Genomic DNA, 26,552 nt, shown 5'->3' with positions numbered 1-26,552 from the left:
TCCTTAAAAGGTCAACACTTTGTCGCAATCCACTGTCCACTGAGCAAATTCCTTCATGTTGCTCAGTTGGACTCCCTCAATAAAGGCAACCTTGTCGATCCCTCTGGCTTCCGAGCACCCCCCACAACTTTTCACCTCTCCTCCCTTTTGAAGAACAGACTTCAACATCCGTTCGATGTTGTAATATCCGGAAGGCGTGACCTGACTGGGGAGTCCGCAGAATACTGCGTCCGCAAGGAGGAAGATTTTGACTGAGACGCTCTCGCCATGCTCCTTCTGAAGAGTCATTGCCATTCGCAGGGCGTTGTACGCCTTCTCGGTTCCGTAGGGTGCGTCATTGATGATAATAAGGATTTGTTGCATAGAAAAGTCTCCAAAATAGAAGGTTACGGAAAAGCCTCTTCAGGAGAAGCCGTAGTTGTGGGATGCGTGTAAAAGCGTTTAGGTTCAACGGAAGATTTCACGTTATCAGAATCCAGAAGAGAAGATTTCTCTCATCAAGATTTCTTGCTCTTCAAATCTACCAAGGATCTCTCTTTCTTCCATCAGTCTGACATTGTGTGAGGAATGGCATGCTCCCCTATGTACCGAAACGTATACGTTATCACGGACGAGGGAGGAACGGGAGCCGCAGATCCAGCGTTGCCGTCGCCGCTGGGCACGACCCGCTGACGACCCACGCATCAGCGGTGCCTCTTGGGACTCATCTGATGGAGGACATCGTTCACGCACCGCAGGTGTTGATCCTGCGTGTGCCAACGATCCCTTGAGACGGTGAGCATCAGACCCGCAACGCACGGGTTCGGGGAGGTCTGATGGGCAGGATCTGCAATGCACACAGCGGGGTGGTGAGAGGGGTAGAAAGCAAAGAGAGGCAGGAACACTCAAGTCCTACCTCTCTTCCACGAGTCAGTCTCAATAATCAGGGAACGGTGTTCCTCGTGGTCGTAACACGACCATTGGGGTCACCGGAGATCGAACATGTGCCTGACCCATCCCTTCTCCTCATGGATCTTTCTTGGCGAAAGCCCAGAGAAGTCAATCGCCAACTGGTTCGATTCTGGCGTTGCTCTCTCACCGTAGGTCTCTCGCATGAGCAGGAAAAAGCCGATGTCCACCTGCGAGTCGCCAGTGCAATCGATGAGCATGCCGTGCGGAAAATCTTGAAGCGTCATGGATGTACCTCCATTGTCTGTGATGATGAAAGATCTTTCACACATAACTATCCCGCAGGCGTGAGAAAAGATGAACGGATCAATCACCTCCACCTCTCAGTAAGGAGATCGTCGTCGAGACACAGATCGGTGATTTGTCTGATGATGTTCTCGACCTTGGTCGCCTGTCCGAGGAGTCGTCGCTCCTCCTCTCCGTCTCCAAGCTCTTGGATCGAAGTCCGCACGTCGTTGAGGAGCATACTGGCTCTCGAAAGAAATCCCCTCGCCATCATCCCGTCCACGCACCCGTCCTCAGCGAGACGCAAGAGATCCTGAGCTTGCGAGAGCAGTGAAAAGAACAAGGCTTTGATGTCCTCTACGATGGCGGTTCGTTCAACGATCTCGTGGATCAATCCACGAGTGCGGAGTCTTCGCTGGCGGTTCGGTGTTCGGTTGGGTCTCATGGTGTTCCTCCTTTCTCATAACTACACTTGAGACTCGTCAAGTGTAGTTATCGGAGAGACAGTCATAAGAACAGGAGGCAACCATGAACGACATCGACACCGCATTCACCGTATCCACCAACGTACCCGAAGAGGATCTACTCGCATTGACAGCGGCAGTAGACTCGTTGGGCTTCCAGCACCTGATCATCAATGGCTCTGTGATTGAGCGTGAGGATGGACGAGAACTGGTGGACTATATCCGACGAGCGACGATGTATCTGGGCTTCCTGCGAGACTGGATCGAGAAGGATGACATCGAGAGAATCTCGACGGCACCGATCTCGGAGTCTCAGACCCGTCGCCGCATTGCTCGTCTCCTGCGGTCGAGCACACAGGCGGTGCGATCATGAGCCAGAGGGTATCCTTGAGCGATGAAGTGGACTTGGGTGTACTGATCGCACTCTGCACCAACATCGACTCGCTGACGCAGGGAGAACAAGCAATGGCTGGTTCGGTCTCCGCATCACCGTGGGCGACCGATCTGACCGATTACCTTCAACGAGCGGTGGAATATCTCGATGCATACGGACAGCTTGTGAATGCCGCAGACTCGGCACGTCGCAAGAGAATCTCGCAGTTGCTTCGGAAAGTGAGAGACGAAAGCGGACTCAACCACGAAGGAGTGGTTGGAACAGATCGATGAGTTCCCGTGTCGCACGAGTTGGCGACAGGAAAAACGCTCGGAAACGCTCCAGTGCCTGATTCAAAGTGGTGGGAGAATCCTCGGTCTTGGTGTACCAAACAGGATAAACAGGCGGTTCAGTCAATGAATCGCCTGTTTTCTTTTGAGCTTCAATCCCCGCAAACGCAATCGCACCAAGGGGTTCCCGATACGTGACTTCAAGGTGCCCATCCCTCCACACCGAGTTCGAGAGCGTCGCAGAGAGGCAAAGTTGTCGCTCGGCTGGATTCGCTTCCTTGAACCGTGTTTGCAGGGTCTTGAGTAGTTCGAGAATCTCAATGCCACCTCGCAAGGCTGAGCCGTTCATCTCAGTTACAAGAAGGATCTCCCCTTCCACGCTGTCGTACTCCTTCTCGACCTGACCTTTGTAGGTCTTGTACGCATCCGTACTGATGATGTGGTCGAGCCGATCTTTGTAGAGCAGATCCAAACGTCTCGTCAGGAGAGCGAGTTGAGTGCGTAGTTCATGGAGCCGCTGAGCCTTGATCTCGTCACGATCTGTCGAGGTTGTTTCCAACGACTCACGGAACGAGCGTTCAATCTCGATGGGAAGGCACAGTGCCGATAGAACTTCTTCGAACACCGAGTCAAGAAGCTCAGCACGGACGTAGGCTCGGCTCTTGCATGGTTTGATGCGACCGCTACAGTGGTAATAGGTGTATCTCTTCTTCTTTCGGTCGGCACTCATGATCCCGCCGCACTCGCCGCACCTGAGCAGACCCTGATACGCCCAACGGGCTGTGTGCTTCCGCTTCGTCTTCCTGCGGTTGCCTTCGCTGATCTGCTGTGCATGGAGGAAGATGCTCTTGGAAATCAGCGGCTCGTGAACGCCATGGTATCTGACCCCACGCCAGTAGTAGTCGCCGTAGTATATGGGGTTGGCGAGGATGCGATGAATGTTGGAAGTGCTGAAGCGGTAGTCGAATATGCTTGACTGCTCAAGAATAATTTTGTATCTTTACCTGTAAATGCAGAGATGAAACAGCATCCATCCGAAGGAAGACAGTGGCAAAGAAAGCATCTCGGTCAAAAAATCCACACGCAGTGGCATTGGGTAAACTTGGTGGTCTCAAAGGCGGCACTGCAAGAGCCGAATCATTGAGTGACGAACGCAGGTCTGAGATCGCAAAGAAGGCGGCTCAGAGCCGATGGAAAAGGATAGAGGTGCACCAGCCGCTCTTGGTTAAGGAATCAGCAGACATCTATAAGGCTCATGTGAAACAAATCACCCTTCCGACAGAGCACTCACCTCTACTCGTAATCCAAGGTGATACCAGAGAGGTAATACAGACCATCCCGTCTGATTCGGTGCAGTGTGTAGTTACATCGCCTCCATACTGGGGGGTGCGAGATTACGGAGTGAATGGACAGATTGGAGCAGAACCAGTCTTGATGGATTACATCAAAGACCTTGTGGCAATCTTCAGTGAGGTTCGCAGAATCTTGAAACCAGATGGCACTTTCTGGCTGAACATTGCAAACACATACACTTCGGGTGGGCGAACGTGGAGGCAGGAAGACGACAAGAACAAAGGCAGGGGAATGTCGTACCGCCCTCCAACACCAGACGGGCTGAAGAAGAAGGATCTGATCGGAGTCGCTTGGCTACTTGCTCTTGAATGCCAGAAAGACGGCTGGTATTTGCGAAACGACATCATCTGGAACAAGCCGAACTGTCAGCCAGAAAGCGTGAGAGATCGGCTCACTGTTTCACATGAATACCTGTTTCTGTTCAGTAAGTCCGAACGATACTTCTTTGACCAAGACGCTATCAAAGAGCAAACGCAGGACGGGAAAGGATGGAAGAACAAGCGGACAGTATGGTCAATCAATACGGAGCCATGTCCAGAGGCACACTTTGCAGTTTTCCCTCGTGCATTGGTAAGACCGTGTGTTGAAGCAGGGTCTCGCCCGGGCGACTTGGTGCTCGATCCCTTCTATGGTGCAGGTACAGTAGGGATGGTTTCCGCAGAACTCAGTCGTCTATGTGTCGGGATCGAACTTAAGCCGGAATACATTGAGATTGCTGAACGGAGAACGTCGTCCGTTCAGAGTGCTCTCACTCTGTAGGAATTGAGAACTCCCATGTAGCATGGACTCGGCATTGATCCTTCTTCAGATTCTTGATTTGGAGCTTTCTCTCGGAGCCGCCATCAAAGTAAAGTTCGAAAAGAACCTCACCCTTGTCGTCTTTGACGTAGCAGTACCCGGGTTTCGGATTCTGCTTGCTCTTTCCCATCATCTGAAGTTCACCTTCCTTTGCTCGGAGAAGAAGGTCTTTTGGAATCTCGACCAACTCGTACTTGCAGTCAGGCGGTTTCCTCAAAGAACGGAGAACGATGATCCGCTCGTAGCTCTTCATGTGTTCCAAGAATTGGTCTCGAAGTCCTTCGAGTTGAGCAGGATCGTCACTCCATTCGCCCTTGCCAAGCTCCATGAACTTGCTGATCCAGAGCACCGTCTCCTTGATTCCCGAATCGGCTTGTGTCTTGAGCGAATACCTGATTCCATCGACGGTGATGTCGTGTCCCGGGTTCCCTTTTGGTGCCAACTCGGCAGACTTCCCATGCATTGCCGAGATGCGAACCAGCACGTATTCAAACTTGTCTTTGCTGAATGGCTCTGCGGAAAAGGCGTGATGAACCCTCATGGCATCTCCGAGACCTTCGAGTATTTGACCGTCGAAGAGATCAGCACGATGGAACTCATAAGTGAAGTCGGGTTCAAAAACCTTTACGACTTTTTCCACCCAGTAAAGCTGACCAGCGGTGAGGTCAGGAAGGTTATCGATAAGCGAGGCGACGTACTTCTTCTTCTCGATGGTCATGATGGACTCAACATGCAACTTCATTCAGCGAACCCGAATCGACGACGGGTTAGGTACTTCAACAAAGATGCGTCTTTCAGCCCAGATCACCAAGACGATCACTGCTCAACAGCGGATGTTTCGAACTGGTGGATGGAAGAGTCTTGGTCTGAACATTTGGCAACCGGATTGGAGCTTGTATGAAAAGGATGAACGTTCATATTCATGCCGTGATCTATGCACGAGTATCCTCCACTGAACAGAAGCGGTCGGGGTATTCCTTGGACGCTCAAGTCAAGTTGCTGAGACGGTACGCAAGAGAGCAACACATAAAGGTGATCGGAGAGTTTGTTGAAGCTGAATCGGCAAAAAAAGCAGGGAGGGAAAAATTCAATGAGATGCTTGAGATGCTTGCCAAACTCAGGCAGGGTGTCTCAGATGCCCAGATCGAGTACGCAATCCTTTGCGAAAAGACGGATCGAGCGTACCGAAATTTCAGGGACTACGTCCAGATAGATGAACTGGATGTTGCTGTTCATCTCGTAACTGAAAACGTGGTGCTCAGCAAGAACTCGCAAAGCTCCGTGAAGCTTCTGCACAGCATGAAGGTCGTGTTAGCCAAGAACTTTCTTGATAACCTGTCCGAGGAAATCGTGAAGGGGATGGGTGAAAAGGCAAGTCAGGGTCATTATCCCAGCCGTGCTCCTTTCGGATTCAGGAACGTTCGTCAGAGTGGTAAAAGTCTCATGGAGGTCGATCCCCAAGCCGCATCCGTCGTGCGGCTGATCTTTGAACTCTACACGAATGGGTGCCGTTCACTACAGCAGGTACAAGCGGTAATCGAGTCGAAGATCCGATCAGGCGAAATCGATGTGGACTACCGCTTCAGCACTTCCAACATTCATCGCATCCTCGCCAACCCCATATACTACGGCGACTACTACTGGCGTGGGGTCAGATACCATGGCGTTCACGAGCCGCTGATTTCCAAGAGCATCTTCCTCCATGCACAGCAGATCAGCGAAGGCAACCGCAGGAAGACGAAGCGGAAGCACACAGCCCGTTGGGCGTATCAGGGTCTGCTCAGGTGCGGCGAGTGCGGCGGGATCATGAGTGCCGACCGAAAGAAGAAGAGATACACCTATTACCACTGTAGCGGTCGCATCAAACCATGCAAGAGCCGAGCCTACGTCCGTGCTGAGCTTCTTGACTCGGTGTTCGAAGAAGTTCTATCGGCACTGTGCCTTCCCATCGAGATTGAACGCTCGTTCCGTGAGTCGTTGGAAACAACCTCGACAGATCGTGACGAGATCAAGGCTCAGCGGCTCCATGAACTACGCACTCAACTCGCTCTCCTGACGAGACGTTTGGATCTGCTCTACAAAGATCGGCTCGACCACATCATCAGTACGGATGCGTACAAGACCTACAAAGGTCAGGTCGAGAAGGAGTACGACAGCGTGGAAGGGGAGATCCTTCTTGTAACTGAGATGAACGGCTCAGCCTTGCGAGGTGGCATTGAGATTCTCGAACTACTCAAGACCCTGCAAACACGGTTCAAGGAAGCGAATCCAGCCGAGCGACAACTTTGCCTCTCTGCGACGCTCTCGAACTCGGTGTGGAGGGATGGGCACCTTGAAGTCACGTATCGGGAACCCCTTGGTGCGATTGCGTTTGCGGGGATTGAAGCTCAAAAGAAAACAGGCGATTCATTGACTGAACCGCCTGTTTATCCTGTTTGGTACACCCAACGGGATTCGAACCCGTGTTTTCAGCGTGAAAGGCTGACGACCTAGGCCTCTAGTCGATGGGTGCCTAGTCTATAAATATAGCAATCCGGAGCTATGATGTCAAGATGGCGCCGCGATTTTTCACAGGAGCGGAACAAAACCATTGAAATCGGACCAATGAACATCTGAGGGACCGCGGGAATCAAAAGTCTGCGACAGACAAAGATGCGATTTCCCAGTGTGCTTATCCGCCGTATCATCCGGCTTCATCCGTCACTCCACGTCCCACCCCACCGCAGGCAAAACGATTCACGATTCACCTTTCACTCCGACCTGGGCGGAACGATTCCCTCCGCCCAGGCGCACCGATTAACGATTCTCGATTAACGATTCCCGATTAACAGGAGCACAGGTTTACCTCCCGGCTTCCTCGGACGTAACAAAGCGCAGCGCTTCCGTGTCTGTTTCGAAAACCGGCGGCACAGTGCCAACGCCTGACCCAATCGCAACCAATGTACACCACGAGAGAGCGGAGGAGCTCATGAACAAACGCTACGCTTTTTTTGCCTGTTTCGTCACGCTGTTGTTGCTTTCGGGCGCATCGCTGCGCGCACAGGGCAACATTGACTGGGAATTGCTCTGGATCAACGTCCCGACTGCGCCCACCAGCCCCGCGCATCACACAGGGTGGATGCAACCGACAGCATCTTTCACCGGTCTCGCCTACGACAAATGGCGCGATGTCGTGTACGTGGTCAATCCCGCTGTTGATGCGCAGGGCAATGCGCAACCACGCATCCATATCTGGGACGCGGCAACGGGTCAGCCCTCGCAGTACCTGGGCCGTTCCGCGCATCCGTCAAACGCCGGCGGGGGAGCCGAACTGCCCGTGCCGCTCGATACGCTCGCGCCGGCGAGCGGCCAGCGTTTCGGTTTCGACAGAAATCGCTACTCACTGTTCAGAATCGATCTCGACGACGAAGGTCGTATCTGGGCCTGCAATCTCGTCTCACCGCTGTGGGGGATATGCGTATTGCTGCCTTCTGCGCAATGCGATCCGGCCTATCTGGACCAGGGCCCATTCCGCGTCTGGCGCTGGGATACACCGACATCCACGCCGATGCTCGCCTACGCCACGCTCAACAGCACCGCATCGGCTATCGGTTCAATTCAGGGCAGCGAGCAGGCCTATACACGCTGGGGCGACGCCTTCGATGTGATCGGGAAGCGATCACTGTACGATCCGCAGGACGGGAATCCGCCCTACGAAGTGGACAGTGTGCGGGTGTACGTCTCCGGAGGATCCTTCCCGCTGCAAAGCGAATGGAATCGCGAGGTGAATGTGATACTGGCCGACACGCGTCCGCCCGCACAGCGGCCCGACCGCGATACGCCTGGCGGCGGCAAACTCGATCTGCGCCTCGCCGTCAAGCTCTCCAACACGAACTCCGGCCTCGCGGCGCATGGTGTGGCGGCGACGGCGACATCACTGACGCATGACGTGTGGATGGACTCGAATCCCGGTTTGACGACCGTGGCATTGCACGTACAGCACCCGACGAATCCCTGGCCGCAGACCTACCAGCAATCCGTGGTAGCGAATCGCAGCATCAGCACCAATATCACCGGCCCGTCAGGCACGCTCAAATATTTCGAGCTTCCGCAGTACGGGCGCAAATTCCTCGTTCTTGCCGACGGCACTCCCACAGGTGGTATGGATACGAGCATCGCGAACAACAATACCACTGCGCGCGTGCTGGATATCACATCTCCCGGCAGCGCTTTCCTCGCCCTCGGTGCGACGCCGAGATTGGGCGACAAACGGCTCGACATCACGGACGCGATGAGCAACTATATCAGCGATGTGGACTATGGCTTCCGTTTCTACTCCGCACAGGAAGCGCCGGACGATCCGGGTACCTATTTGATCCTCTATGTGCTCATGTCGAATAACGGTATCGCGGCATTTCGTTCGCGCCGGAGCATAGATCCCATTCCCATCGAACTCACCAGTTTCCGGGCCACAAGAATTGATGGTGTGGTGGAACTGCGCTGGGATGTCGCCATGGAATTGAACAACCATGGTTTTGAAATCCAGCGGAGCTTCGACGGTGGCGCGCAATGGGAGGTGCTTGGCTTCGTCCCTGGTCAGGGTACGACAACGCAGCCAACGCGCTACACCTACACCGATGCCCTGAGCGAGACGCACAGGCACCTGCGCAGGGTGCTGTACCGCCTGCGGCAGATTGATCACGACGGCTCCGACTGGCTTTCACCTGTGGCCGAAGTGCGCAATGACGCGCTGCCTGCGACAATCACCCTGTACCAGAATTACCCCAATCCGTTCAACCCGGCTACCACCATCAGCTATGCGATTGCGGAACCCGCATGGGTGTCCCTCGAGGTGTTCAATACGCTTGGTGAGCGGGTCGGCATTCTGACCGACGAGTACAGAAAGGCGGGGACGCACAGCATTGGCATGGACGCGTCGCGATTGCCCGCTGGTGTCTATCTGTACCGTTTGAGCGCAAATGGCGTGAGCGTTGAGAGGAAAATGACGGTAATGAAGTGAGAGGAGGAGTTAAACGTTAAACGTGAAACGTTAAACGATGTCTGAGCCCGCAGGGCGACTCGCGACAAGCACCGGGCTCCCAAGCGCAGCCTTTGGCTGACGACACTTCCTGTACCCCCCGACGGCAGTTGGGGGAGCGATCCCGAGCCCGAAGAGCTACGGCTCCTCTATCCCCGCCACGCGAATCTTCGATCTTCTATCCTGGCGACAGCTCGGGGACACAGTGTAACAAAGCGCGCCGTGACGTGTCTTTCTGTAATGTGCGCGCAAACCGCAAGAAAAACATGCAAATCGGCGTGCACCGTTCGGAAATCTTGCGTGATCTTTCACATTTCGGTATGTTGAATGAACGGCTGAAAAAGTGATATTTCGCAATTCACCGACATCAAGAATGTTCATTTTCACTTATATCATCATCACGGAGAGAATTCCATGAAGAGATTTCTACTGACGACAGGTTGCCTGCTGGCGCTGTTGCTGGGCACGCTTCCAGGCAACATGGCCGCCCAGGGTAACATCGACTGGGAGGAACTGTGGCGCAACACCCTTCCCCCGGCAAATCAGCCCACACACCCAAACGCATGGATGACTCCCGCGCGCTCCTTCACCGGCCTCGCCTATGACAAGTGGCGCGACGTGGTGTATATCGTGAATCCCCATACCACTGTGTCCGGTACCTTGTGGTGGCAGACACCGCGTATCTGGGTATGGAATGCTAACACTGGTCAACCGGCCATGAGTGTCGGCCGCTCCGCCGATGCGCAATACGCGGGCGCCGGTGGCGAACTCCCTGTACCAGATACTCTCATCGGGCTCAATCCCCTCAATCGTGGATTTTCGCAAAACACATACAGCATTTACAAGATCGACCTTGACGATGAAGGCCGTATTTACGCCTGTAACCTCGTGGTGCCGATTTGGGGTATCTGCATTTTGCTGCCCAGCGGCCAGTGCGATCCCGTGTATCTTGGTCAGGGGCCCTTCCGCGTCTGGCGTTGGGAGCACCCCAAAGCCACACCGGTGCTTGCGTATGCCACATTGAATCCCAGTGCATCGGCGGTAGGCAGCATGGGCAACAGCGAACAGACCTACACCCGCTGGGGCGATGCATTCGATGTCATCGGCATGCGCTCCACTTTCTATCCGACCAATGGCGATCCGCCATACGAGGTGGACAGCGTACGCATTTACGTGTCCGGTGGCTCCTTCCCGCTGCAGAGCGAATGGAATCGCGAAGTCAACGTCATTCTCGCCGATCCCCGTCCGGAAAATCAGCGTGCCAATCGTGACGTGCCCGGTGGCGGCAAGCTGCCGCTGCGTCTGGCCGTGCGCCTTTCGAATTCCAACTCCGGTCTCTCATCGCACGGTGTCGCGGGAACGGACCTGAGTCTCGTGCACGATGTGTGGATGGACTCCAATCCCCGTCTGACCACCGCGGCCACACATGTGCAGACCGCGACCGGCGCCTGGCCGCAGACCTACAATCAGAACGCAACAGGTAACCGCTCGCTGTCTACAAACATCACCGGCTCCTCCGGTCCGTTGAAGTACTTCGAGCTGCCGCAGTACGGACGCAAGTTCCTGGTGCTGGCGGACGGCGCTCCCACAGGGGGCATCGATCCGACTATTCCGAACAACAACACCACCGCGCGCGTCCTCGACATCTCCACGCCGGGTAACGACTTCATCGTATTCGGCGCCACACCACAGCTCGGCAACAAGACGCTCAACAACAACTCCGGTGAAGAAAACTACATCGCGGATGTTGACTACAAACTGCAGTACTACACTCCGGACGAAGATCCCGACAATCCCGGCCTGCACATCATCCTGTACGTGCTGATGTCCAACAACGGCATCGCGGCGTATCGCTCACGCAAGGCCTTCCCGGTCGAGCTCAGCACCTTCGCGGCGCAACTCAACGGCGACAAGGTGGATCTCAAGTGGAACATCACCATGGAGACCAACAACCACGGTTTCGAACTGCAGCGCAGCTTCGACGGCGGAAGCAACTGGGAAGTCTTCGGTTTCGTGCCCGGCCGCGGTACCACCAGCGAGCCCAAGCAGTACGATTACTCCGATGAGGTCACCAGCACGCATCGCAGTGTCGGCAGCGTGAAATATCGCCTCCGTCAGATTGACACCGACGGCACGCAGTCCCTCTCGCCCGTTGTGGATGTGTTCTTCAGCAGCACTCCGACCACGGTAGCGTTGTATCAGAACTACCCCAATCCCTTCAATCCCTACACCACGATCAGCTATCAGATCACCGAGCCCGGGCATGTCACGCTGCGCGTGTTCAACTCCCTCGGCGAGCAGGTAGCCCTGTTGGTTGACGAGCAGAAATCCGCGGGCGCACATCAGGTGTCCATGAGCGCGGAGAAGCTCCCCTCCGGCACCTACATCTATCAGATCAGCGCCGGCGGCCAGACCATTCAGAAGAAAATGACCGTGATGAAATAAGCGCTCCGAAAAGCCAAAATCACACAAACTCCCGCTCTGGAATCGGAGCGGGAGTTTCTATTTACGATCTGCGACTTACGACACAATTTACGGATTACGACTTTCTTTACGTTATCACAATATCGTTTAACGTTTAACCTTTAACGTTTAACTCTTCTTTTCACCGTTCATGCACTCGCGGCACCATACCGCAGCCGTACCATGCCGGACGAGTAGTGTTTTGTGTCGCGGAGGGTGAGTGAGGTCTCCGGGAAGGGTCCGTCAAACAGCGTGATCCCGCGGCCGAGAAGAACGGGGACGATGAAGATACAATATTCGTTTATCAGCCCGCCGTCAAGGAAGGCGGAGATGAGAGCACCACCGCCGACCAGCCAGATGTCCTTGCCCTCTTCGAGTCTGAGCGCGTGGAGCACCTCGCCCGGATTCTCGTCGGTGAAGCGCACATGTTCGCCGATTTCGCCTGCACGCGAGCGCGAAAACACTATCCCCTGCATCCCCGCGTAGGGATACGCGCCGAAGGTCAGAATCTGCTCGTAGGTGATTCTTCCCATCAGTACGGTGTCAATGTCCGCGATGAACTCGCCGTAGCCGTAATCCTCCCCGGCCTCGTCCACTGCGGGCAGCCAGTCAATCGAGCCGTCTTCGCGTGCGATGTATCCGTCCAGACTCATGGCGATGTAGAGAATGACCTTGCGCATGTGTCACCTTGATGTTATGAAGTGATGCTGCTGCATGATACGAACGATTCCATTTTCATCGCAATGTCACAGGGGAGGGATCGTATCGCAAAGGAGCAGAGGGGAGATTAACGCAGAGACGCCCCTTCGACTACGCTCAGGAGTAGCAGAGGCGCAGAGGAAAAATAGAGGGAGGAGGAACCGCCGAAACCTCGCTCAAGACGTGGGTGGCCGAGACACACTCCCGGCCTCGACGAATCCAGCACTAGGCCTCCCCATAAAAAATTCCTCTGCGTCTTTGCGCCTTTGCGTTTATTCCCCACTTCTACGCCTTTGCGATAGATTGACAGGGCCGACGTATGTGCATCCTGGGATTCGCCAGCGCCAATTCCCGACCCTTTGTTTCGGGCCTCGACGAATCCAGCAATACGCCTCCCCATAAAAAATCCCCACAAAAAATTCCTCTGCGTCTTTGCACCTTTGCGTCTCTGCGTTAAATTCCTCTGCGTCTTTGCACCTTTGCGTCTCTGCGTTAAATTCCCCTGCGTCTCTCCCCTGCGTCTCTCCCCTGCGTCTCTCCCCTGCGTCTCTGCCTGTTTCTCCATTTCCCGACAAAAAGCTATGTTACGGGACTACCCGCTCTGTGAAATCGGAGGATACCATGTCCATTGTTCTTGACGGTTCGAATTTGACCATTGAAGCACTCGTGCGCATCGCGCGTGATCACGAGTCCGTTGCCTTGCATCCCGCGGCGCTGGAGCGCATCAAAACCTGTCGCGCCATGCTGGAGGAGAAAATAACGCAGCACGAAATCATGTACGGAGTGAATACCGGCATCGGAGAATTTTCCGAGGTCGTGCTCTCCGACGAACAGGTGCAGGAATTCCAGAAGTACCTGATTTACAATCACTCCGCCGGTATCGGCGATCCCGCACCCATCGAGTACGTGCGCGGAGCCATGGCCGCGCGCATCAATGTGCATGCGCATGGAAACTCGGGTTGCAGACCCGAAATCACTCTGACGCTTATCGAGCTTCTCAACAAGGGTGTTACGCCCGTGGTGTGTCAGAAGGGATCGGTCGGCGCCTGTGGCGATCTGGCGCCCATGTCGCAAATAGCCCTGCTCATGATGGGCGAAGGGGAGGCGTACTACCGTGGCGAACGTATGCCCGCGCTCCGGGCAATGGAGGCGGCCGGCATTCCCGTGCCCGGCTTGCAGGCGCGCGATGGTCTGGCGACAATCAACGGATCCAATCTGCTTACGGCCATGAGCGCCATTCATCTCTATGATATTGACCGCTGGCTGCGTCAGGCGGAAATCGCCGCGGCAATGTCGCTCGAAGCGCTGCTCGCGAATCTCAAGCCCTACGATACGCGTCTGCACGAGCTGCGTGGTTTCCCGGGTGCGGTGCGCAGTGCACACGCCATCGCCCGCTGCATCAAGGGCAGCGATTTACAGACGGGCAAGCTCAAAGTGAAAGTGCAGGACGCCTATTCCATGCGCTCGACACCGCAAGTTATCGGTGCCGCGCACGACGCGGTGGCGCACGCCCGGCGTCAGGTGGAGATCGAGCTCAACGGTGTCGGCGACAATCCCATTTTTCTTCCGGAAGAGAGACTGACACTCACGGGTGCAAATTTCCAGGGGACACCGGTAGCTCTGCCCATGGATATGGTCGGAGCCGCTGTCACCATGGTGAGCGTACTCTCCGAACGACGCCTGAATCGCTTGCTCAATCCCGCGCTCAGCGTCGGTCTTCCTTCCTTCCTGACCAAAGGCGCCGGGATGTTTTCAGGCATGATGCTCAGCCAGTACACCGCCGATTCGCTTATCGTGGAGCAGCGCATTCTCTCTGTACCCGCCTCCATACAGTCCATCCCGGCGGCGGCGGATCAGGAAGATTTCGTGTCCATGGGCATGAACACGGCCATCAAGAATGCGCAAATCCTGGACAACGCCTGTGGTGTGCTGGGCATCGAGTTCATGGCCGCGGCGCAGGCGCTGGATTTCCGGGATTTCGGCAACGGAATCGGTGTACAGAAAGCGCGGGAAGTCGTGCGTCGGCACATCGCGCATCTGGACGTGGATCGCCCCCTCTATCCCGATCACACGACGATGCAGGCAGTGGTGCGGAGTTGTGAGATTCTGGAAGAGGTGGAAAAGATACTCGAAGCATAGTGGCGTAGGCTCGCTGATACCTGAAGGGCAGATCGCACGCATGTCAGACCGCCGCCTCGTATGGAGACCTACGAGGCGGCGGTCGCTTGTTTCCATGATGGGGAAGACCGCGGTACGGCGAAATCAGTCGTCGTCGTACTCCGGGTGAAGGTAGAAACCGACTTCCATGCCCGGATTGTCGGTGTATTTGCCGCTTTCATAGCAGTGCCCCGACAGACGGGGATAGCTGTCGAAATCCATGCACCATTGATACGTGCATTCGTGTTTCGTGCCGTCCGCCTCCCAGCGTATCCGGACCACGCGCACTTCATTCCCGATGGCGTACTCCAGGCCCCAGCTCCCGCGTACGGACGCTTGCCCGGTCCGTCTGTCGAAGGTCCCCGCGCCGTTCTCGTCCACCGACAGTGTGAGGACACCGAGAAAGGTTGTCTCCGAATTCAACGCTTTTCCGATGAGCGTATAGGAGCCGACAAAAAATTGTGCGTCGGGGAATTCTTCCTCCTGCGCGAGCATGACAGTCGAACTGAGCGTGAAGAGGAAAAACAGACAGGTGGTAATGGTCTTCATTCTTGTGATCCTGTGCCGTGCGTGTCGCAAGATACGGAGATTCCAGAAACAAAAGGGGCGCGGCATGCAAGCACACCGCGCCCCGAACGCGCAGAGAAGCGTTTTCCGCGCTTTCAGCAGTTTATTGCCAGGCCTTCAGTTCCCAACGTTCGCCGTTGAGCTGGTAATTGGTCAGCACGAGATTCAGCAGCGTGCTTTCCTGCCAAAGAAGGATTCGGCCTGAGGGATCGTCGGAGTACCAGATATGCACCTTGATCGTCGATTCACTCCCAAGGATGTTGATGATATTCGACAGTTCGACGTGCCACAGATTGATGGTTTTTCCATTGACGGTGACGGTTTCGGTCCTGTCCACGAATTTTCCCCTGATCTTGACATTTGCGGAGAACAGGCCAACCGGGATGTTGATACCCGCGGCATCGGTGATATCCCATTCCACACCGGGCGCGGCGGGTGTACCTGCGGCGCTGTTGAAATAGCCGAGAACCTTCCACTCGGGATCAGGCAATGTGGGTACCTCGATAGGAAATCCACCGTCATTCATTCCCTGAATGAAACGCTTGATGAAATCCGTGGCGAAGCCGTACACTGCAAGATTTCCGTTCGCGTCAATCCGCGCTGTAAGCGTGTCTTTCGTGCCGGCGGGATCAGTGTCAATGACGCGCCACCAATCCGAGTGTCCGTCCAGATTTTGACCGCTGCCTTGCTCGACGACGCTGTTCACCGTCACCGGCGAGCCGGTCTTTTGATTGGTCTCGTCGAGGTTCCAGACATCGTAAGAGAATGTCGCTCCGGCACGGAAGGTGAAACCGAAGACGCCCGGGACAATTTCACTACGGTGACAGCAACGAAATTCGAGGCGTTTCCGGCGGCATCGTACGCTTTCGCGCGAATCGTGTGCGTCCCCGGTGTGAGGGCGGAGACGTCCAGCGCGGTCTGCCATGGTGCGTTTTGCAGGGTGACGGCAGGCGAACTCGCGGTATTGACGTAGAGCTCGATTTTCACCACGCCTACATTGTCGGTAGCGGTGAGCTCGACGTCCAGCGTCGCCTCGCTGAATTGCTGATCATTCGCCGGCTTGACGAAGGTGACGCTGGGCTTTTCCGTATCTCCGGTCGGCGGCTGTGTGGTGTTGTCGTCGTCGCTGCACGCGGCAAGCAATAACAAAGGAAGGAAGGCGAAGAGAAACAGTTTTTTCACGATGGCTATCTCCATGATATTCGGATGCGTTGCGTTAAGCCGTCCGGGGTCGCGTACCGTCGGTTGCGGCTGCGAAATGTTCAAATTTACCGTAGCACCAAGATACGGACAGTCCGGGAAAATGTTCCGACCCGAAGCTGTGCGAAATAGCTGCCGGCGGGAAGCCCCTCGCTGCTGAACGCAGCGACATGGTCGCCCGCGGGCAGTCGTGTATCTACGAGTCGCGCCACGCGCACACCCGCACTGTTGTACACCTCGAGCAGCGCATGCCCGGGAGCGTCGAGGCGGAAGCGCAGCATGCCGCCCAGCTGATCGGGGCCGACGGGATTGGGCCAGGCGGGATACAGGTGCATCGCGCCAGGGCTGACGCGTGCGGTTGCGGAGAGCAGGGGAGAATTCTTCAGGCGCTGAACGATACCCGCCTTGGTCACCACCCAACCCTGCGCAGAATCCGCAAACACCGATGCCTGCACAGGTCCGGCCGGGACGAGCGTTGTACGCATCCAGTTTTGTCCGTTTGTGTTGCTCACCCAGGCATGCGTGTCGTTGACGATCCAGACAGCGGACGGATCGCTGGTACTCGTTGCGTGTGCGTTGCGTTCACCGCTCATGGGATAGAACGCGGCGCGCCAGCCCGCGCCACCGTCCGTACTGCGTCGAAGCACGCCGCTCATGTCGTCCGAGCAGAATCCGGTACGTGCGTCGGTAAATGCGAGACCGGAAATATTCTGCGCCGACACCACCGAGGATTGCCAGCTTTTGCCACCGTCTGTGCTCCGCAACACATCGGGACCGCCGGGTGAGGAGCGCGAATAATTCGACGACGCGAACCAGGGCGGTCATCGCGTCGTGCATCACCAGTGTGTTGTCCAGCACCTGCCGGGCCGGTGCAGAGGCGAGCACACTCCGAGGGCCCCTCCGTCACTGCTGGCATAGATTATCGCGAGATCCGTGCGATCAGGATCGCCTGTGATCGCGAGGCCGTTGTTGTCGTCGGTGAAGCGAATATTGCCGAAGCTCGCATTGATCTCGTTGAGACATACCGTCCAGGTTGCACCGCCGTCGTTCGTACGCAGCAAGCGGCCATCACGCGTACCGGCAACAGCCCGCATCGCGCTGAACGCGTGCAGCGCGAGGACGTTGGCGTTCCCGCCCGGAAGGACGAACTCCTCCCAGCGTTGTCCGCCGTCGGTGGAACGCATAACGAAGGCGCTGTCACGCCCCATCCACAGACTGCCATCGGACGCGCGCACCAGCGTGGTGACTGAGGTAGACAAAGGATATGGTTGTACGATTTCCCAGTCCGTCGTCCGATACTCGTGTGTCGCCACGGTGAAATGCTGCGTTGCCTTGCCGATGCTGTTCTCCGCTTCGATGGTGAATGTACCGACACCTTCCGCCGTCCAGCGCACGATGCCGAGATCCGGATCGATCGTGGCACCGGCGGGAGCGTCGAGCAAAGTGAAGCGTGCCGCAGGGGAGGAATTCAGCACGGGTGCGTACACGAACATCGAGGCACGCTCCAACGCTGTGGTATCCGGATGCGAACGGAATTCCGGCGCACTTCCCGCCAGAGTCTGCCATTGCAGGTCGTACATGCCGCGTCCGTGTGTGATGGCGCGCAGCGTTCCGGTGCGGGCGTTGTAGCGAAGACGGAACACAGGCACCGACGGCATGCCCGTACCGAAGCGCTGCCAGGTGGCACCTTGATCCTCCGAAATGAACATGCCCACCTCGCTTGCAAGCAGGAGCTTGCCGTCGAGCAACACAATGTCATTGACCGGAACGTCGGGGAGGTTGCCGTTGAGATCCTGCCAGGTCGCGCCGCTGTCCGCGCTGCGCCAGACCTTGGGCACACCATAGCGGCTGAAGGTGACGTAATACACGCCCGCTTCGAAACTGCGCACGCTGCTGACATAGGCGAAGGGAAGAAGGCCATCGGGTATGCGCGACCAACTGCCGCCGGCGTCGTGCGAAATGGTGATACCGCCCGCGTTGCTCCCGGCCATCACGACGTTGCCGTCGTACGGTGCGACGGACAGCGCGGAAATGAAGTAACAGGAGTTGCCCGAACCGAGGGCGCAGGACGCGACCTGTCGCCACAGTTTCGCGCCGTTGGTGGTCTTGTACAAATTCGTCGTCCCGAGATACAGCGTTTCGGGATTGTTCGGGTCCATTGCATAGGCGATATAGAACAGCGAGCGATCCATGCCCAGCCCGTTTTGCATGCGCGTCCACGTCGCGCCGAAATCATCCGAACGGAAAAATTTCAGCGTTTCGCGGGTGGTGTACATGATATTGGGCCGCTCGGGATTGATTTCGGTGTTCCCCCCATCGCCGTACAGCACCAGATCGAAACGCGGCGCCTCGGTGGACAGCAGCGTGCCATTGTCCTGCGTACCGCCGAAGAGCACGGCGTCGCTCGAGGGATGCATGGCGCCGCCGATGAATTGTGTAACCGAAAGTCCGTAATCACGTTTCTCCCAATCCTGCCCGTTGTTCCGTCCCACAAAAAAACCGCCGTCATTGCCGAGGTACACAATGGAGGGATCATGCCGGTTGAATTCAATCGCGTGCTGATCCACATGCACGATGCCGCCGTAACCCTGATCCGGTACGCGGAACCAGCTCGTTCCTCCGTCGGTGGTGACGATGAGCTTGACTCCGCCGGCATAGACGATGTCCGGATTCTCCGGATGCACGCCCATGATATTGTCGAACCAGCCCTGCGATACCATGTAGTCGAACGGAACGGTGAGTTTGTTCCAGGTCGCTCCGCCGTCCACGGTTTTAAACACGCCCAGCAGCGGAGTACGCTCGCCGCTCAGTGCCGAAACACCGAGATACACCACATCGGGCTGTGCGTCGCAAATTCCGATGCTGGTGCGTCCCATGAGCGTATCGTTCATATCCGGCAAATCCAGCTTGAACCAGCTGTCACCGCCGTCACTGGTTTTATACACGCCGAAGCGCGAGGCCTCACGGCCCTGGCTCACGGCGCTGGAAACCGTATACAGGATGTTGGGATCCTTTACATTGATCACGATGTCATTCATCCTGCCGTCGAGGACCAGTGCCCAGGTGTTGCCCGCGTCGGTGCTGCGCCAGATGCCGATATGCGCCGGATCCCGGAAGCCGTCCGGTATTGCGGCGAAAAGGATATCGGGATTCAGAGGATTGATGACCATGTCGCTGGCCCGGCCATAGGGCGGTAGCGTCCCGACGCCGATTTCGAACCAACTCGTGCCGCCGTCGGTGCTCTTGAACATCCCGCCGCCGTCGAAGGTGTTGAGCGCGTAGCTCGCCTCGCCTGTACCGGCGTATACGATGGAGGTATCCACGGGATTAATGACTATTGCGCCCATGGCTTGGGTCGGTAACGCATCCGACACACTGTGCCAGCTCAGGCCTTCGTCATAGGTCCGCCAGATTCCGCCACCCGCCGCTCCGATAAAAATGGTGCGTGGATTTTTTGGATTGACGGCCACCGTGAGCAGTCGTCCGCCGACATTGAAGGGACCGGCGTTGCGCCATTCCATATTTTGCCAGAGCTCCTGCTTCCCTGACGGTTTGAACAACTGCATCTGATCCTGTGCGTACTTCCACGCTTTCACTCTGGCCCCTTCTGGTATCGTGCCGCCCGGTGAGGTCAGGCGTTCGTAGTGCCAGGCGCTGCGTGCACCCGGTTTGTCGGGAACGGGCGGGATCTCGTTGGGGACGGTAGTCTGGGCCACGACCTGAAGAGCGTCGCTCAGCATTAAAACGAAGAACAGTGTCGAAACGATGTGCGGAATGTGCATGATCCTGATCCTTCAATAACTGTCGCGAGGGCTGAGGTGCCGGAGCATCATCGTGCGATGATCATACTCCGTGTGCTGGTGCCGGCATCGGATTTCATGGTGATGAAATACATGCCGTTGCTGAATCCGTCGGGAGTCCAGGAAGCGAAGTGGTTTCCCGCGGGGAAGTGATTTTCGGCGGCGACGGCAACCTCTTTACCTGCGCTGTTGACGATGGAGATGCGCACCGGGCCGGGCCTCATAAGGCGGAAAGGAATTTGTACGGCATCCGTGCCGTAGCTCAAAGGATTGGGCCATGGAGCCTGGAGCTCCGCCCCGCCGGGGGTGGGAGGTTGGGCTGCGGAGACGACGAAGGGATCGCGCATCAGTTCCTGTACAATGCCGTTGCGCGAAACCGCCCAGCCGCGAACGGAATCCGCAAAGACGATTCCGAGCATGTCGCCGACAGGGACGAGCGTGGTTTTCATCCAGGTAAGCCCGAGATCGCGGGATGCCCAGGCATGCGCGTCGCTCAGGACCCACACGGTGCGGCTCGCTTTGTCCACAGCCATCCCGACCAGCCGTTCGCCGTTCATCGGGTAGGAGGTCGTGATCCAGCGTTGTCCGCCGCTTGTGGATTTCTTGATCGTGCGTCGCATTTCATCTATACCCCAGCCGTATTGGCCGTCAAGAAAAGCGATATCGGACACATATATCATGCCGGTTCCGAAATTCTTCGGCTCCCAACTGCGGCCGCCGTCGGTTGTTCGGAGCAGAGCCGCGTCGCCGCGGATGTAGTAGTCCGATGTCCCGAACCATCCGAGATTCCTGTCGGCGAATGTGATTGTGTTGTACATGGGAACACGCGCAAGCACACGCGCGCTGCGTGTCCAGGTCGTGCCTCCGTTCGAGGTCAGGAACACATCGGCGGAATCATTTGCGCCCTGCGAAGCGGCGATACCGTTCTGTGCGTCCCAGAAGTGGATATTCGCGAAACGGGAATCGATGCCGTAGAGCTGATCGGTCCAGCTCATACCGCCGTCCGTGGTTTTCCAGATATGACCGCTGCCGGTGTTCATCAGACTTTGCGGACCGCCGGTCCCGACGAAGGCGGTGTTTTTGTCAAAAGCGAATACGCTGATCACGGAAACCTCGGTGTCGGGCAGGCGCAGGTGCTCCCAAGTCCGTCCGGCGTCGGTGGAGCGGGAAATCCAGGCCGTATCGCGGGCCAGCCACAGAGAGTTATCCGCAGCGAGAAATGCGTGATTGACTGCGGTAGTCATCGGCGTGTGGGACACGATCTCCCAGTCGGTCATGAGCACATCATTGGTGGCGAGCACCCAGGACTGCTCGGTTTTTCCTGTGCTGTTTTCCGCTTCAATGGTGAAACGCGCAACGATATCGCTCGCCGTCCAGCGCACGACACCCAGCACAGGATCAATGGTCGCACCTTGCGGTGCTTCGAGCAGTCTGAATGTGGGGCGCGGTGTGGCATGGACCACCGGCGCATACACGAAGGGTTGACGCATATGCAGTGTCTCGGTGTCCGGGGTTGAAACGAACACCGGTGCGGACGGCGGGATGTGCAGCCATTGTGCGTCGTACATGCCGCGTCCGTGCGTGATAGCGCGGAGAACTCCTGTCTCTTCCTGATAGAGCAGACGTTGCACGCACAGCGCCGGCATGCCTGTCCCCAGTCGCTGCCACGTACTGCCTTCGTCTTCGGAAATGAACACGCCGAGTTCCGTCCCGATGATGATGTTGCCGTCAAGTTCCATGACGTCGTAGGTCGGGATATCCGGCAGATTGCCGTTGATATCGGTCCAGGTAGAACCGTTGTCGCCGGATCTCCACACTTTGGGCACACCATAGCCGCTGAACGTGGCATACAGGACGTTTGGCCGGAAGGTGCGGAAGGCGCTGCAGGCTGATACCGGCAGGCCAGAGGAGGTGACTTGCCAGGAATCGCCGCCATCCTGTGATAGTGCGGTCTGTCCCGGACCGGCGGCGAGTATGAGGTTTGCGTTGTAGGGAGCGATACTGACCGAGGTGATATAGTAGCACCCGCCGCTCGGTGCCGGGAAGAGACAGCTTTGCCGCTGACTCCAGTTCACACCGCCGTTCGTGCTGCGGTACATTCGGTACGTGCCGAGAAAGAGGCGCTCGGGGTCGTTCCTGTCCATATCATACGGAATGTAGAATAGCGATCCTTCATTGGGCAGATCGCCGTTGGCCCAGGACCAGGTGCGCCCGAAGTCCTGCGAGCGCCAGAGCTTGAGCTGCTCCTGCGTCGTGTACATGTTGTTTGGCGCGGCGGGATGTATGAAGCCGTGTCCTCCGTCGCCGTAGAGCGAAAGTGCAAAATTGATCTGTTGCTCCGAAATCAGCGTCCCGTTGTCCTGCGTGCCGCCGAAGGCGAAGGCGTCAGTGCCGGGATACATGTCGCCGCCTATGAATTGCGTGATGCTCATGCCGATATCGCGCTTCTCCAGAGTCTGGCCAGCATTGGTCAGCAGATACAGACCGCCGTCGTTGCCAACGTACACGCGATCGGGATCGGTGGGATCGAACTCGATTTCATGCTGATCGACATGCAGGATGCCGCCCGCGAGCTGATCGGCGATGCGTTCCCAGGTCGCGCCTCCGTCGGAAGAACGAATGAGCTTCACACCGCCCGCGTACACGATATCCGGATTCGTGGGATGTACACCAATAATATTGTCGAACCAGCCCTGCGAGATCATGTAGTCGAATGGCACGGGCAGTTTGGTCCAGGTCGCTCCCGCATCCACGGATTTGAAGACCCCGAGTAACGGTGTACGTCCCGTCCCGACAATGTGCGACACACCGAGGTACAGTACATCGGGCTGCGTCGCGCATATGCCCATGCCGGTACGGCCGATGGTTTCGGGGGGTATGCCGAGATCGAGGCGCGTCCAGGTATCGCCTCCGTCCGTGGTCTTGTACAGGCCCTGATTGGCGGGTGCGGCACCGCCCTGAAAGATGATGCTCGACACGGTATACAGCACATCCGGATGGAGCGGATCGATGATGATATCTGTGCAGCGACCGGGAAATACGAGTTGCCACGTATCACCGCCGTCACGCGTCCTCCAGATGCCCTGCTGCGACGCTTCACGGACGCCATCAGGGACTGCGGCGTAGAGTACGGAAGGGTTGGCGGGATTGATGGCCATGTCGCTGATATTGGCATAGTCCGGGAGCGTACCGGCTCCGACCTCGAACCAGCTCTGTCCTCCGTTCGTGCTCTTAAACATGCCCGCGCCGTCGAACGAGAGCGAGCCGAAGCTCGCGTCGCCGGTGCCTGCGTACACGATATTCGTATCCACGGGATCCACGACCAGAGTCCCCATCGCCTGCGTGGGGAAGTCCTCGGACACGGATTCCCAGTGCAAGCCGGCATCGTACGAACGCCACACACCACCGTTGGCTGCTGCCGCATACATGGTCGCGGGCCGCCCGGGATTGAACGCGAGTCCGAAAATGCGACCTCCGACATTGAAGGGGCCGATGTTCTTCCACTCCAGCTCGCGCGACAGGGTGTGCTTTCCGCCGCCGTGGAACAGGGGAAGCTCGCGTGATGCCCGCCAGGCTTTTTCGCGCGCACCTTCCGGAATCACGCCGCTCGGCCAGGCCACGCGGTTGAAGAAATACTCCGCGCGCGCGCGGGCTTTTTCCTTGAAGGCGGCATCACCCGTGGGAGTATCCGTATGAATGAGCGTACCTTGTGCCGCGGCGACTGCCGGGAGGAAAAACGCAAGCAGGAGAACACGAATAATGAACGCGTTCCGGATGCACATAACTACCTCGCGAATGTAAACACGAATCGATACAGTCTCGGAAAAGTGAGAAAGGGCCGAGCATATGTAAACTACACTCAGAGCAGGCGATTGTCAATGCGGTACGCTGTCCCTGCACGATACCGGCTGCCAGGCAGGATAACACGTGCGGGAGTGGCACCAATGACGGCGGATTGTGGCGGGCGACTGAAACACGACAGCTTCTCCGGGAATTGGCCGGAAGGGCTTCGGTGCGGTATGTTGGGGCGCTATCCTTCCGCTTCGTTTTCGAGTGTCACCCTGCGGGCATCAATGTCGATGTGTACCCTGAGAGTGTTGGGCCGGCAACACACCTGGCAGTCCTCTTCGTACTCCTGATCCTCCCCGGCAGAGAGATCTATGAAGATCTCATTGATCTCAAAACACCAGGCGCACCTGAACGTCTTTCGCATTGCGATACTCCTTCCGGAAAAATGTGCGGCTTCTCGCGGGCAAGGTAGCCGATGGCGCAGTGAATGTCAAGTGACGATTGACGAATATCCTTGCTCCGTGCGGATACCCGGGTGGTCGTGAAAAGGAAAAAAGGTGAAAAGGAAAAAAGGTGAAAAGGTAACAGTCTCTTACCTTTTCACCATTTCTCCTTTTCACCTTTTTACGAGCGCGCGATTCGCGGGAAATTATTCCTTGAGACTTTTCTCATATTCCACGGCGAAATCCGCTATGGCGTCATAGAACAGCCGTGCGAGATGGGATTGACCTGCCTGTGTCGCGAGGTATTGCTCTTCCTTCGTGTTGGAGAGGAAGCCTGCTTCGATGAGGACGCTGGGCATGGAGGCGCCGACGAGTACGTAAAATCCGGCCTGTTTGACTCCCTTGCTGCTGATCTGCGGACTGCGTTTTACCTTTTCGTGCATCAGCTCGGCCACGCGTTCGCTGTATTTGGCATAGGCGCTTTGCGCCATATTGATCAGGATGAAATTTTCGTCCGTCAGCTTGGCGTAGCGCTTCTCGTAATCCTTTTCAAACTTGATAACGGAGTTTTCGAATTCGGCGATGCGAATGGCTTCTTCCGTACGTCCCGGCCGAAGGATGTACACTTCGAAACCGCGCGCGTTGGAAGGTTTCTTCTCCGTGGAGTTGCAATGCAGGGAAATGAAGAGCTTGCCGCCGGCCGCGTTCGCCATCTGACCGCGCTTATCCAGTGGGACGAAGGTATCGTCTTTGCGGGTGTACTCGACGCGAACGCCTGGCATGTTTTCTTCGATCAGCTTGCCCAGCTTCAGCGCCATGCCGAGTGTGATGTTTTTCTCCTTGATGCCGCTGACGCCGATGGCGCCGGGATCCTTGCCGCCGTGCCCCGGATCGATCACGATGCAATCGAGTTTCCACTTGCTGCGGTCGCCGCCTCGCGGTCCCGACTGCTCTTCGCGGACCACCTTGTGTACATCCACCTGCTTGTAGAGCGAAACGAGGAGATCGTTCGTGCGCACATCGCGTGATACCTTATGCGAAGTGAAGTCACCGTTGAGTCCAAGAATCAGGCGCACGTTGCCGCCGAGTTGCTCCGCCATGACGGAGGTCACGCTCTCACCGTCAGTCGGCGTCTGTCGCAGATTCGCGATGTCTGCGGTGGCGCCTTCGATGGAAACAAGCAGACGACCTTCGCCATCGAGCTCACTCTCGAACTTCGCGGTCTTCTTCTTCGAGTGAACGCGAACGAGCACGCCGTTCTTTCTGGAATCCACCGTAAGATGTGAAATGTCGAAGCGCGTGGCGGCTTCGGGGACGATGGCGCGAGGTGCAAGCGCTTCCGACACCGGTCCGGCATTTTTTGCGGGTGTTGTGCCCGGCTGCTCCGCCGCAGGTGTTTCATCGGCGACGATATTTCGGTTCGTCGCGGACTGCGTGCGTGTTGTACCTGGAGACGTGTTGCTTGCCGATGAGCCGGTGATGCGGGCGAGTCCCGCCGTTTCGGTCGTGACCGTCAACAGAGCCGCATCGCGGTCGAGCGTCAGTGAGCGTTTCATGAGCCTTGCCAGCAGCGGGAGGAGCGACGGCATGGGCACATAATACGCGGCATCCGTTTTCATGACCTCGCCGGGCATTTGATATACTTCGCTGACGCTGTTGTCTTTTTGTGCGATCACGACCACGAAGGGATTGCCCGCAGTGAGCTTCATGCGCGCCTCACCGACGCGCACTTCAATTTTGGCATGCTCAGCGCTGCCCCACAAGGGGAAGGACAGACGCTTGCTCAGCTCCGTGATGGAGGCGTACAGCACTTTGTCGTGCGTGAACGCGGGCACGGTAAATCGCGTCGAGCCGGAAACGACCGTCATCGCGGTGATCTCGGAGCGGGCGTGCGTGGTCATCAGAGGGAGCAACAACAACAGGAGGAGAGGGATGCGTGTACCTGACATGGTGGTATCGGATCTTT

General features: G+C 56.9%; 20 protein-coding genes and 1 tRNA gene. 6 read left to right on the top strand and 15 right to left on the bottom strand.

What is annotated here, in order from left to right; genetic code table 11:
• Positions 1-3 precede the first annotated feature (3 nt).
• From M5R41_11425 to M5R41_11415, 3 genes are all read right to left on the bottom strand, one after another.
• Positions 4-363 carry a DsrE family protein gene (locus M5R41_11425; GenBank protein MCZ7556998.1) on the bottom strand — a complete coding sequence of 120 codons (360 nt, stop codon included), beginning with the start codon at positions 361-363 and terminating at the stop codon, positions 4-6.
• Positions 364-965: 602 nt separating this feature from the next.
• Positions 966-1,175: a hypothetical protein gene (locus M5R41_11420; protein MCZ7556997.1), complete on the bottom strand. Its 210-nt coding sequence runs from the start codon at positions 1,173-1,175 to the stop codon at positions 966-968.
• Between the two features lie 83 nt (positions 1,176-1,258).
• Complete coding sequence (locus M5R41_11415) at positions 1,259-1,618, bottom strand: hypothetical protein (GenBank protein ID MCZ7556996.1); 360 nt, start codon at positions 1,616-1,618, stop codon at positions 1,259-1,261.
• Between the two features lie 83 nt (positions 1,619-1,701).
• Here M5R41_11415 and M5R41_11410 point away from each other — a divergent pair, with 83 nt between their 5' ends.
• Positions 1,702-2,010 (top strand): hypothetical protein, encoded by a 309-nt coding sequence (locus tag M5R41_11410; GenBank protein ID MCZ7556995.1) that lies wholly within the window; start codon positions 1,702-1,704, stop codon positions 2,008-2,010.
• Positions 2,007-2,303 carry a hypothetical protein gene (locus M5R41_11405; GenBank protein MCZ7556994.1) on the top strand — a complete coding sequence of 99 codons (297 nt, stop codon included), beginning with the start codon at positions 2,007-2,009 and terminating at the stop codon, positions 2,301-2,303. Before M5R41_11410 ends, M5R41_11405 begins: the two co-directional genes overlap by 4 nt.
• Here the strand turns inward: M5R41_11405 and M5R41_11400 are convergent.
• A complete protein-coding gene (locus tag M5R41_11400; protein MCZ7556993.1) occupies positions 2,269-3,060 on the bottom strand; it encodes a zinc ribbon domain-containing protein in 792 nt (263 codons plus the stop codon). The two genes, M5R41_11405 and M5R41_11400, sit on opposite strands and share 35 nt — an antisense overlap.
• A 482-nt stretch (positions 3,061-3,542) precedes the next feature.
• Between M5R41_11400 and M5R41_11395 the strand changes: the two genes are divergently transcribed.
• A complete protein-coding gene (locus tag M5R41_11395; GenBank protein MCZ7556992.1) occupies positions 3,543-4,412 on the top strand; it encodes a site-specific DNA-methyltransferase in 870 nt (289 codons plus the stop codon).
• Here M5R41_11395 and M5R41_11390 read toward each other — a convergent pair.
• Together M5R41_11390 and M5R41_11385 are read right to left on the bottom strand one after the other, a co-directional pair.
• Entirely contained in the window at positions 4,402-5,169 is a 768-nt protein-coding gene (locus M5R41_11390) for a restriction endonuclease (GenBank protein ID MCZ7556991.1), read from the bottom strand. The genes M5R41_11395 and M5R41_11390 overlap by 11 nt on opposite strands.
• 1,718 nt (positions 5,170-6,887) lie before the next feature.
• Positions 6,888-6,963: transfer RNA gene (locus M5R41_11385), tRNA-Glu, on the bottom strand.
• 456 nt (positions 6,964-7,419) lie between these two features.
• On the opposite strand from M5R41_11385, the gene M5R41_11380 reads away from it, so the two are divergent.
• Together M5R41_11380 and M5R41_11375 are read left to right on the top strand one after the other, a co-directional pair.
• Positions 7,420-9,450 carry a T9SS type A sorting domain-containing protein gene (locus M5R41_11380; GenBank protein ID MCZ7556990.1) on the top strand — a complete coding sequence of 677 codons (2,031 nt, stop codon included), beginning with the start codon at positions 7,420-7,422 and terminating at the stop codon, positions 9,448-9,450.
• A gap of 432 nt (positions 9,451-9,882) precedes the next feature.
• Positions 9,883-11,913 (top strand): T9SS type A sorting domain-containing protein, encoded by a 2,031-nt coding sequence (locus M5R41_11375; protein ID MCZ7556989.1) that lies wholly within the window; start codon positions 9,883-9,885, stop codon positions 11,911-11,913.
• 167 nt (positions 11,914-12,080) lie between these two features.
• Here the strand turns inward: M5R41_11375 and M5R41_11370 are convergent, their stop codons facing one another.
• Complete coding sequence (locus M5R41_11370; GenBank protein ID MCZ7556988.1) at positions 12,081-12,611, bottom strand: dihydrofolate reductase family protein; 531 nt, start codon at positions 12,609-12,611, stop codon at positions 12,081-12,083.
• Between the two features lie 640 nt (positions 12,612-13,251).
• Between M5R41_11370 and M5R41_11365 the strand changes: the two genes are divergently transcribed.
• Positions 13,252-14,769 (top strand): aromatic amino acid ammonia-lyase, encoded by a 1,518-nt coding sequence (locus M5R41_11365; protein MCZ7556987.1) that lies wholly within the window; start codon positions 13,252-13,254, stop codon positions 14,767-14,769.
• Between the two features lie 123 nt (positions 14,770-14,892).
• On the opposite strand, the gene M5R41_11360 is transcribed toward M5R41_11365, so the two are convergent.
• From M5R41_11360 to M5R41_11325, 8 genes are all read right to left on the bottom strand, one after another.
• Entirely contained in the window at positions 14,893-15,336 is a 444-nt protein-coding gene (locus tag M5R41_11360; GenBank protein MCZ7556986.1) for a hypothetical protein, read from the bottom strand.
• A gap of 121 nt (positions 15,337-15,457) precedes the next feature.
• Complete coding sequence (locus M5R41_11355; protein ID MCZ7556985.1) at positions 15,458-16,066, bottom strand: hypothetical protein; 609 nt, start codon at positions 16,064-16,066, stop codon at positions 15,458-15,460.
• Positions 16,063-16,620, bottom strand: coding sequence for an Ig-like domain-containing protein (locus M5R41_11350; protein MCZ7556984.1), 558 nt, complete (start codon positions 16,618-16,620; stop codon positions 16,063-16,065). The genes M5R41_11355 and M5R41_11350 overlap by 4 nt, the downstream gene beginning before the upstream one ends.
• A 2-nt stretch (positions 16,621-16,622) precedes the next feature.
• Positions 16,623-17,321 carry a hypothetical protein gene (locus M5R41_11345; protein ID MCZ7556983.1) on the bottom strand — a complete coding sequence of 233 codons (699 nt, stop codon included), beginning with the start codon at positions 17,319-17,321 and terminating at the stop codon, positions 16,623-16,625.
• 69 nt (positions 17,322-17,390) lie between these two features.
• Positions 17,391-20,336, bottom strand: a complete 2,946-nt coding sequence (locus tag M5R41_11340; GenBank protein ID MCZ7556982.1) for a hypothetical protein — start codon at positions 20,334-20,336, stop codon at positions 17,391-17,393.
• Between the two features lie 47 nt (positions 20,337-20,383).
• Positions 20,384-24,136 carry a T9SS type A sorting domain-containing protein gene (locus M5R41_11335; GenBank protein ID MCZ7556981.1) on the bottom strand — a complete coding sequence of 1,251 codons (3,753 nt, stop codon included), beginning with the start codon at positions 24,134-24,136 and terminating at the stop codon, positions 20,384-20,386.
• 248 nt (positions 24,137-24,384) lie between these two features.
• Positions 24,385-24,567 carry a CPXCG motif-containing cysteine-rich protein gene (locus M5R41_11330; GenBank protein MCZ7556980.1) on the bottom strand — a complete coding sequence of 61 codons (183 nt, stop codon included), beginning with the start codon at positions 24,565-24,567 and terminating at the stop codon, positions 24,385-24,387.
• Between the two features lie 225 nt (positions 24,568-24,792).
• Positions 24,793-26,535, bottom strand: coding sequence for an N-acetylmuramoyl-L-alanine amidase (locus tag M5R41_11325; protein ID MCZ7556979.1), 1,743 nt, complete (start codon positions 26,533-26,535; stop codon positions 24,793-24,795).
• Positions 26,536-26,552: the final 17 nt, after the last annotated feature.

Source organism: Bacteroidia bacterium (assembly GCA_027493955.1).
Lineage (GTDB): Bacteria > Bacteroidota > Ignavibacteria > SZUA-365 > SZUA-365 > JAOSJT01.
This window is presented reverse-complemented; position numbering and strand designations above follow the sequence as displayed.

Bases quoted from the DNA above. Each gene is read 5' to 3' on its own strand.
- M5R41_11410 (MCZ7556995.1), top strand. From the start codon at position 1,702: ATGAACGACATCGACACCGCATTCACCGTATCCACCAACGTACCCGAA.
- M5R41_11380 (MCZ7556990.1), top strand. From the start codon at position 7,420: ATGAACAAACGCTACGCTTTTTTTGCCTGTTTCGTCACGCTGTTGTTG.
- M5R41_11335 (MCZ7556981.1), bottom strand. From the start codon at position 24,136: ATGTGCATCCGGAACGCGTTCATTATTCGTGTTCTCCTGCTTGCGTTT.
- M5R41_11375 (MCZ7556989.1), top strand. From the start codon at position 9,883: ATGAAGAGATTTCTACTGACGACAGGTTGCCTGCTGGCGCTGTTGCTG.
- M5R41_11340 (MCZ7556982.1), bottom strand. From the start codon at position 20,336: ATGCACATTCCGCACATCGTTTCGACACTGTTCTTCGTTTTAATGCTG.
- M5R41_11325 (MCZ7556979.1), bottom strand. From the start codon at position 26,535: ATGTCAGGTACACGCATCCCTCTCCTCCTGTTGTTGTTGCTCCCTCTG.
- M5R41_11425 (MCZ7556998.1), bottom strand. From the start codon at position 363: ATGCAACAAATCCTTATTATCATCAATGACGCACCCTACGGAACCGAG.
- M5R41_11390 (MCZ7556991.1), bottom strand. From the start codon at position 5,169: ATGACCATCGAGAAGAAGAAGTACGTCGCCTCGCTTATCGATAACCTT.
- M5R41_11370 (MCZ7556988.1), bottom strand. From the start codon at position 12,611: ATGCGCAAGGTCATTCTCTACATCGCCATGAGTCTGGACGGATACATC.
- M5R41_11360 (MCZ7556986.1), bottom strand. From the start codon at position 15,336: ATGAAGACCATTACCACCTGTCTGTTTTTCCTCTTCACGCTCAGTTCG.
- M5R41_11405 (MCZ7556994.1), top strand. From the start codon at position 2,007: ATGAGCCAGAGGGTATCCTTGAGCGATGAAGTGGACTTGGGTGTACTG.
- M5R41_11330 (MCZ7556980.1), bottom strand. From the start codon at position 24,567: ATGCGAAAGACGTTCAGGTGCGCCTGGTGTTTTGAGATCAATGAGATC.
- M5R41_11365 (MCZ7556987.1), top strand. From the start codon at position 13,252: ATGTCCATTGTTCTTGACGGTTCGAATTTGACCATTGAAGCACTCGTG.
- M5R41_11415 (MCZ7556996.1), bottom strand. From the start codon at position 1,618: ATGAGACCCAACCGAACACCGAACCGCCAGCGAAGACTCCGCACTCGT.
- M5R41_11420 (MCZ7556997.1), bottom strand. From the start codon at position 1,175: ATGACGCTTCAAGATTTTCCGCACGGCATGCTCATCGATTGCACTGGC.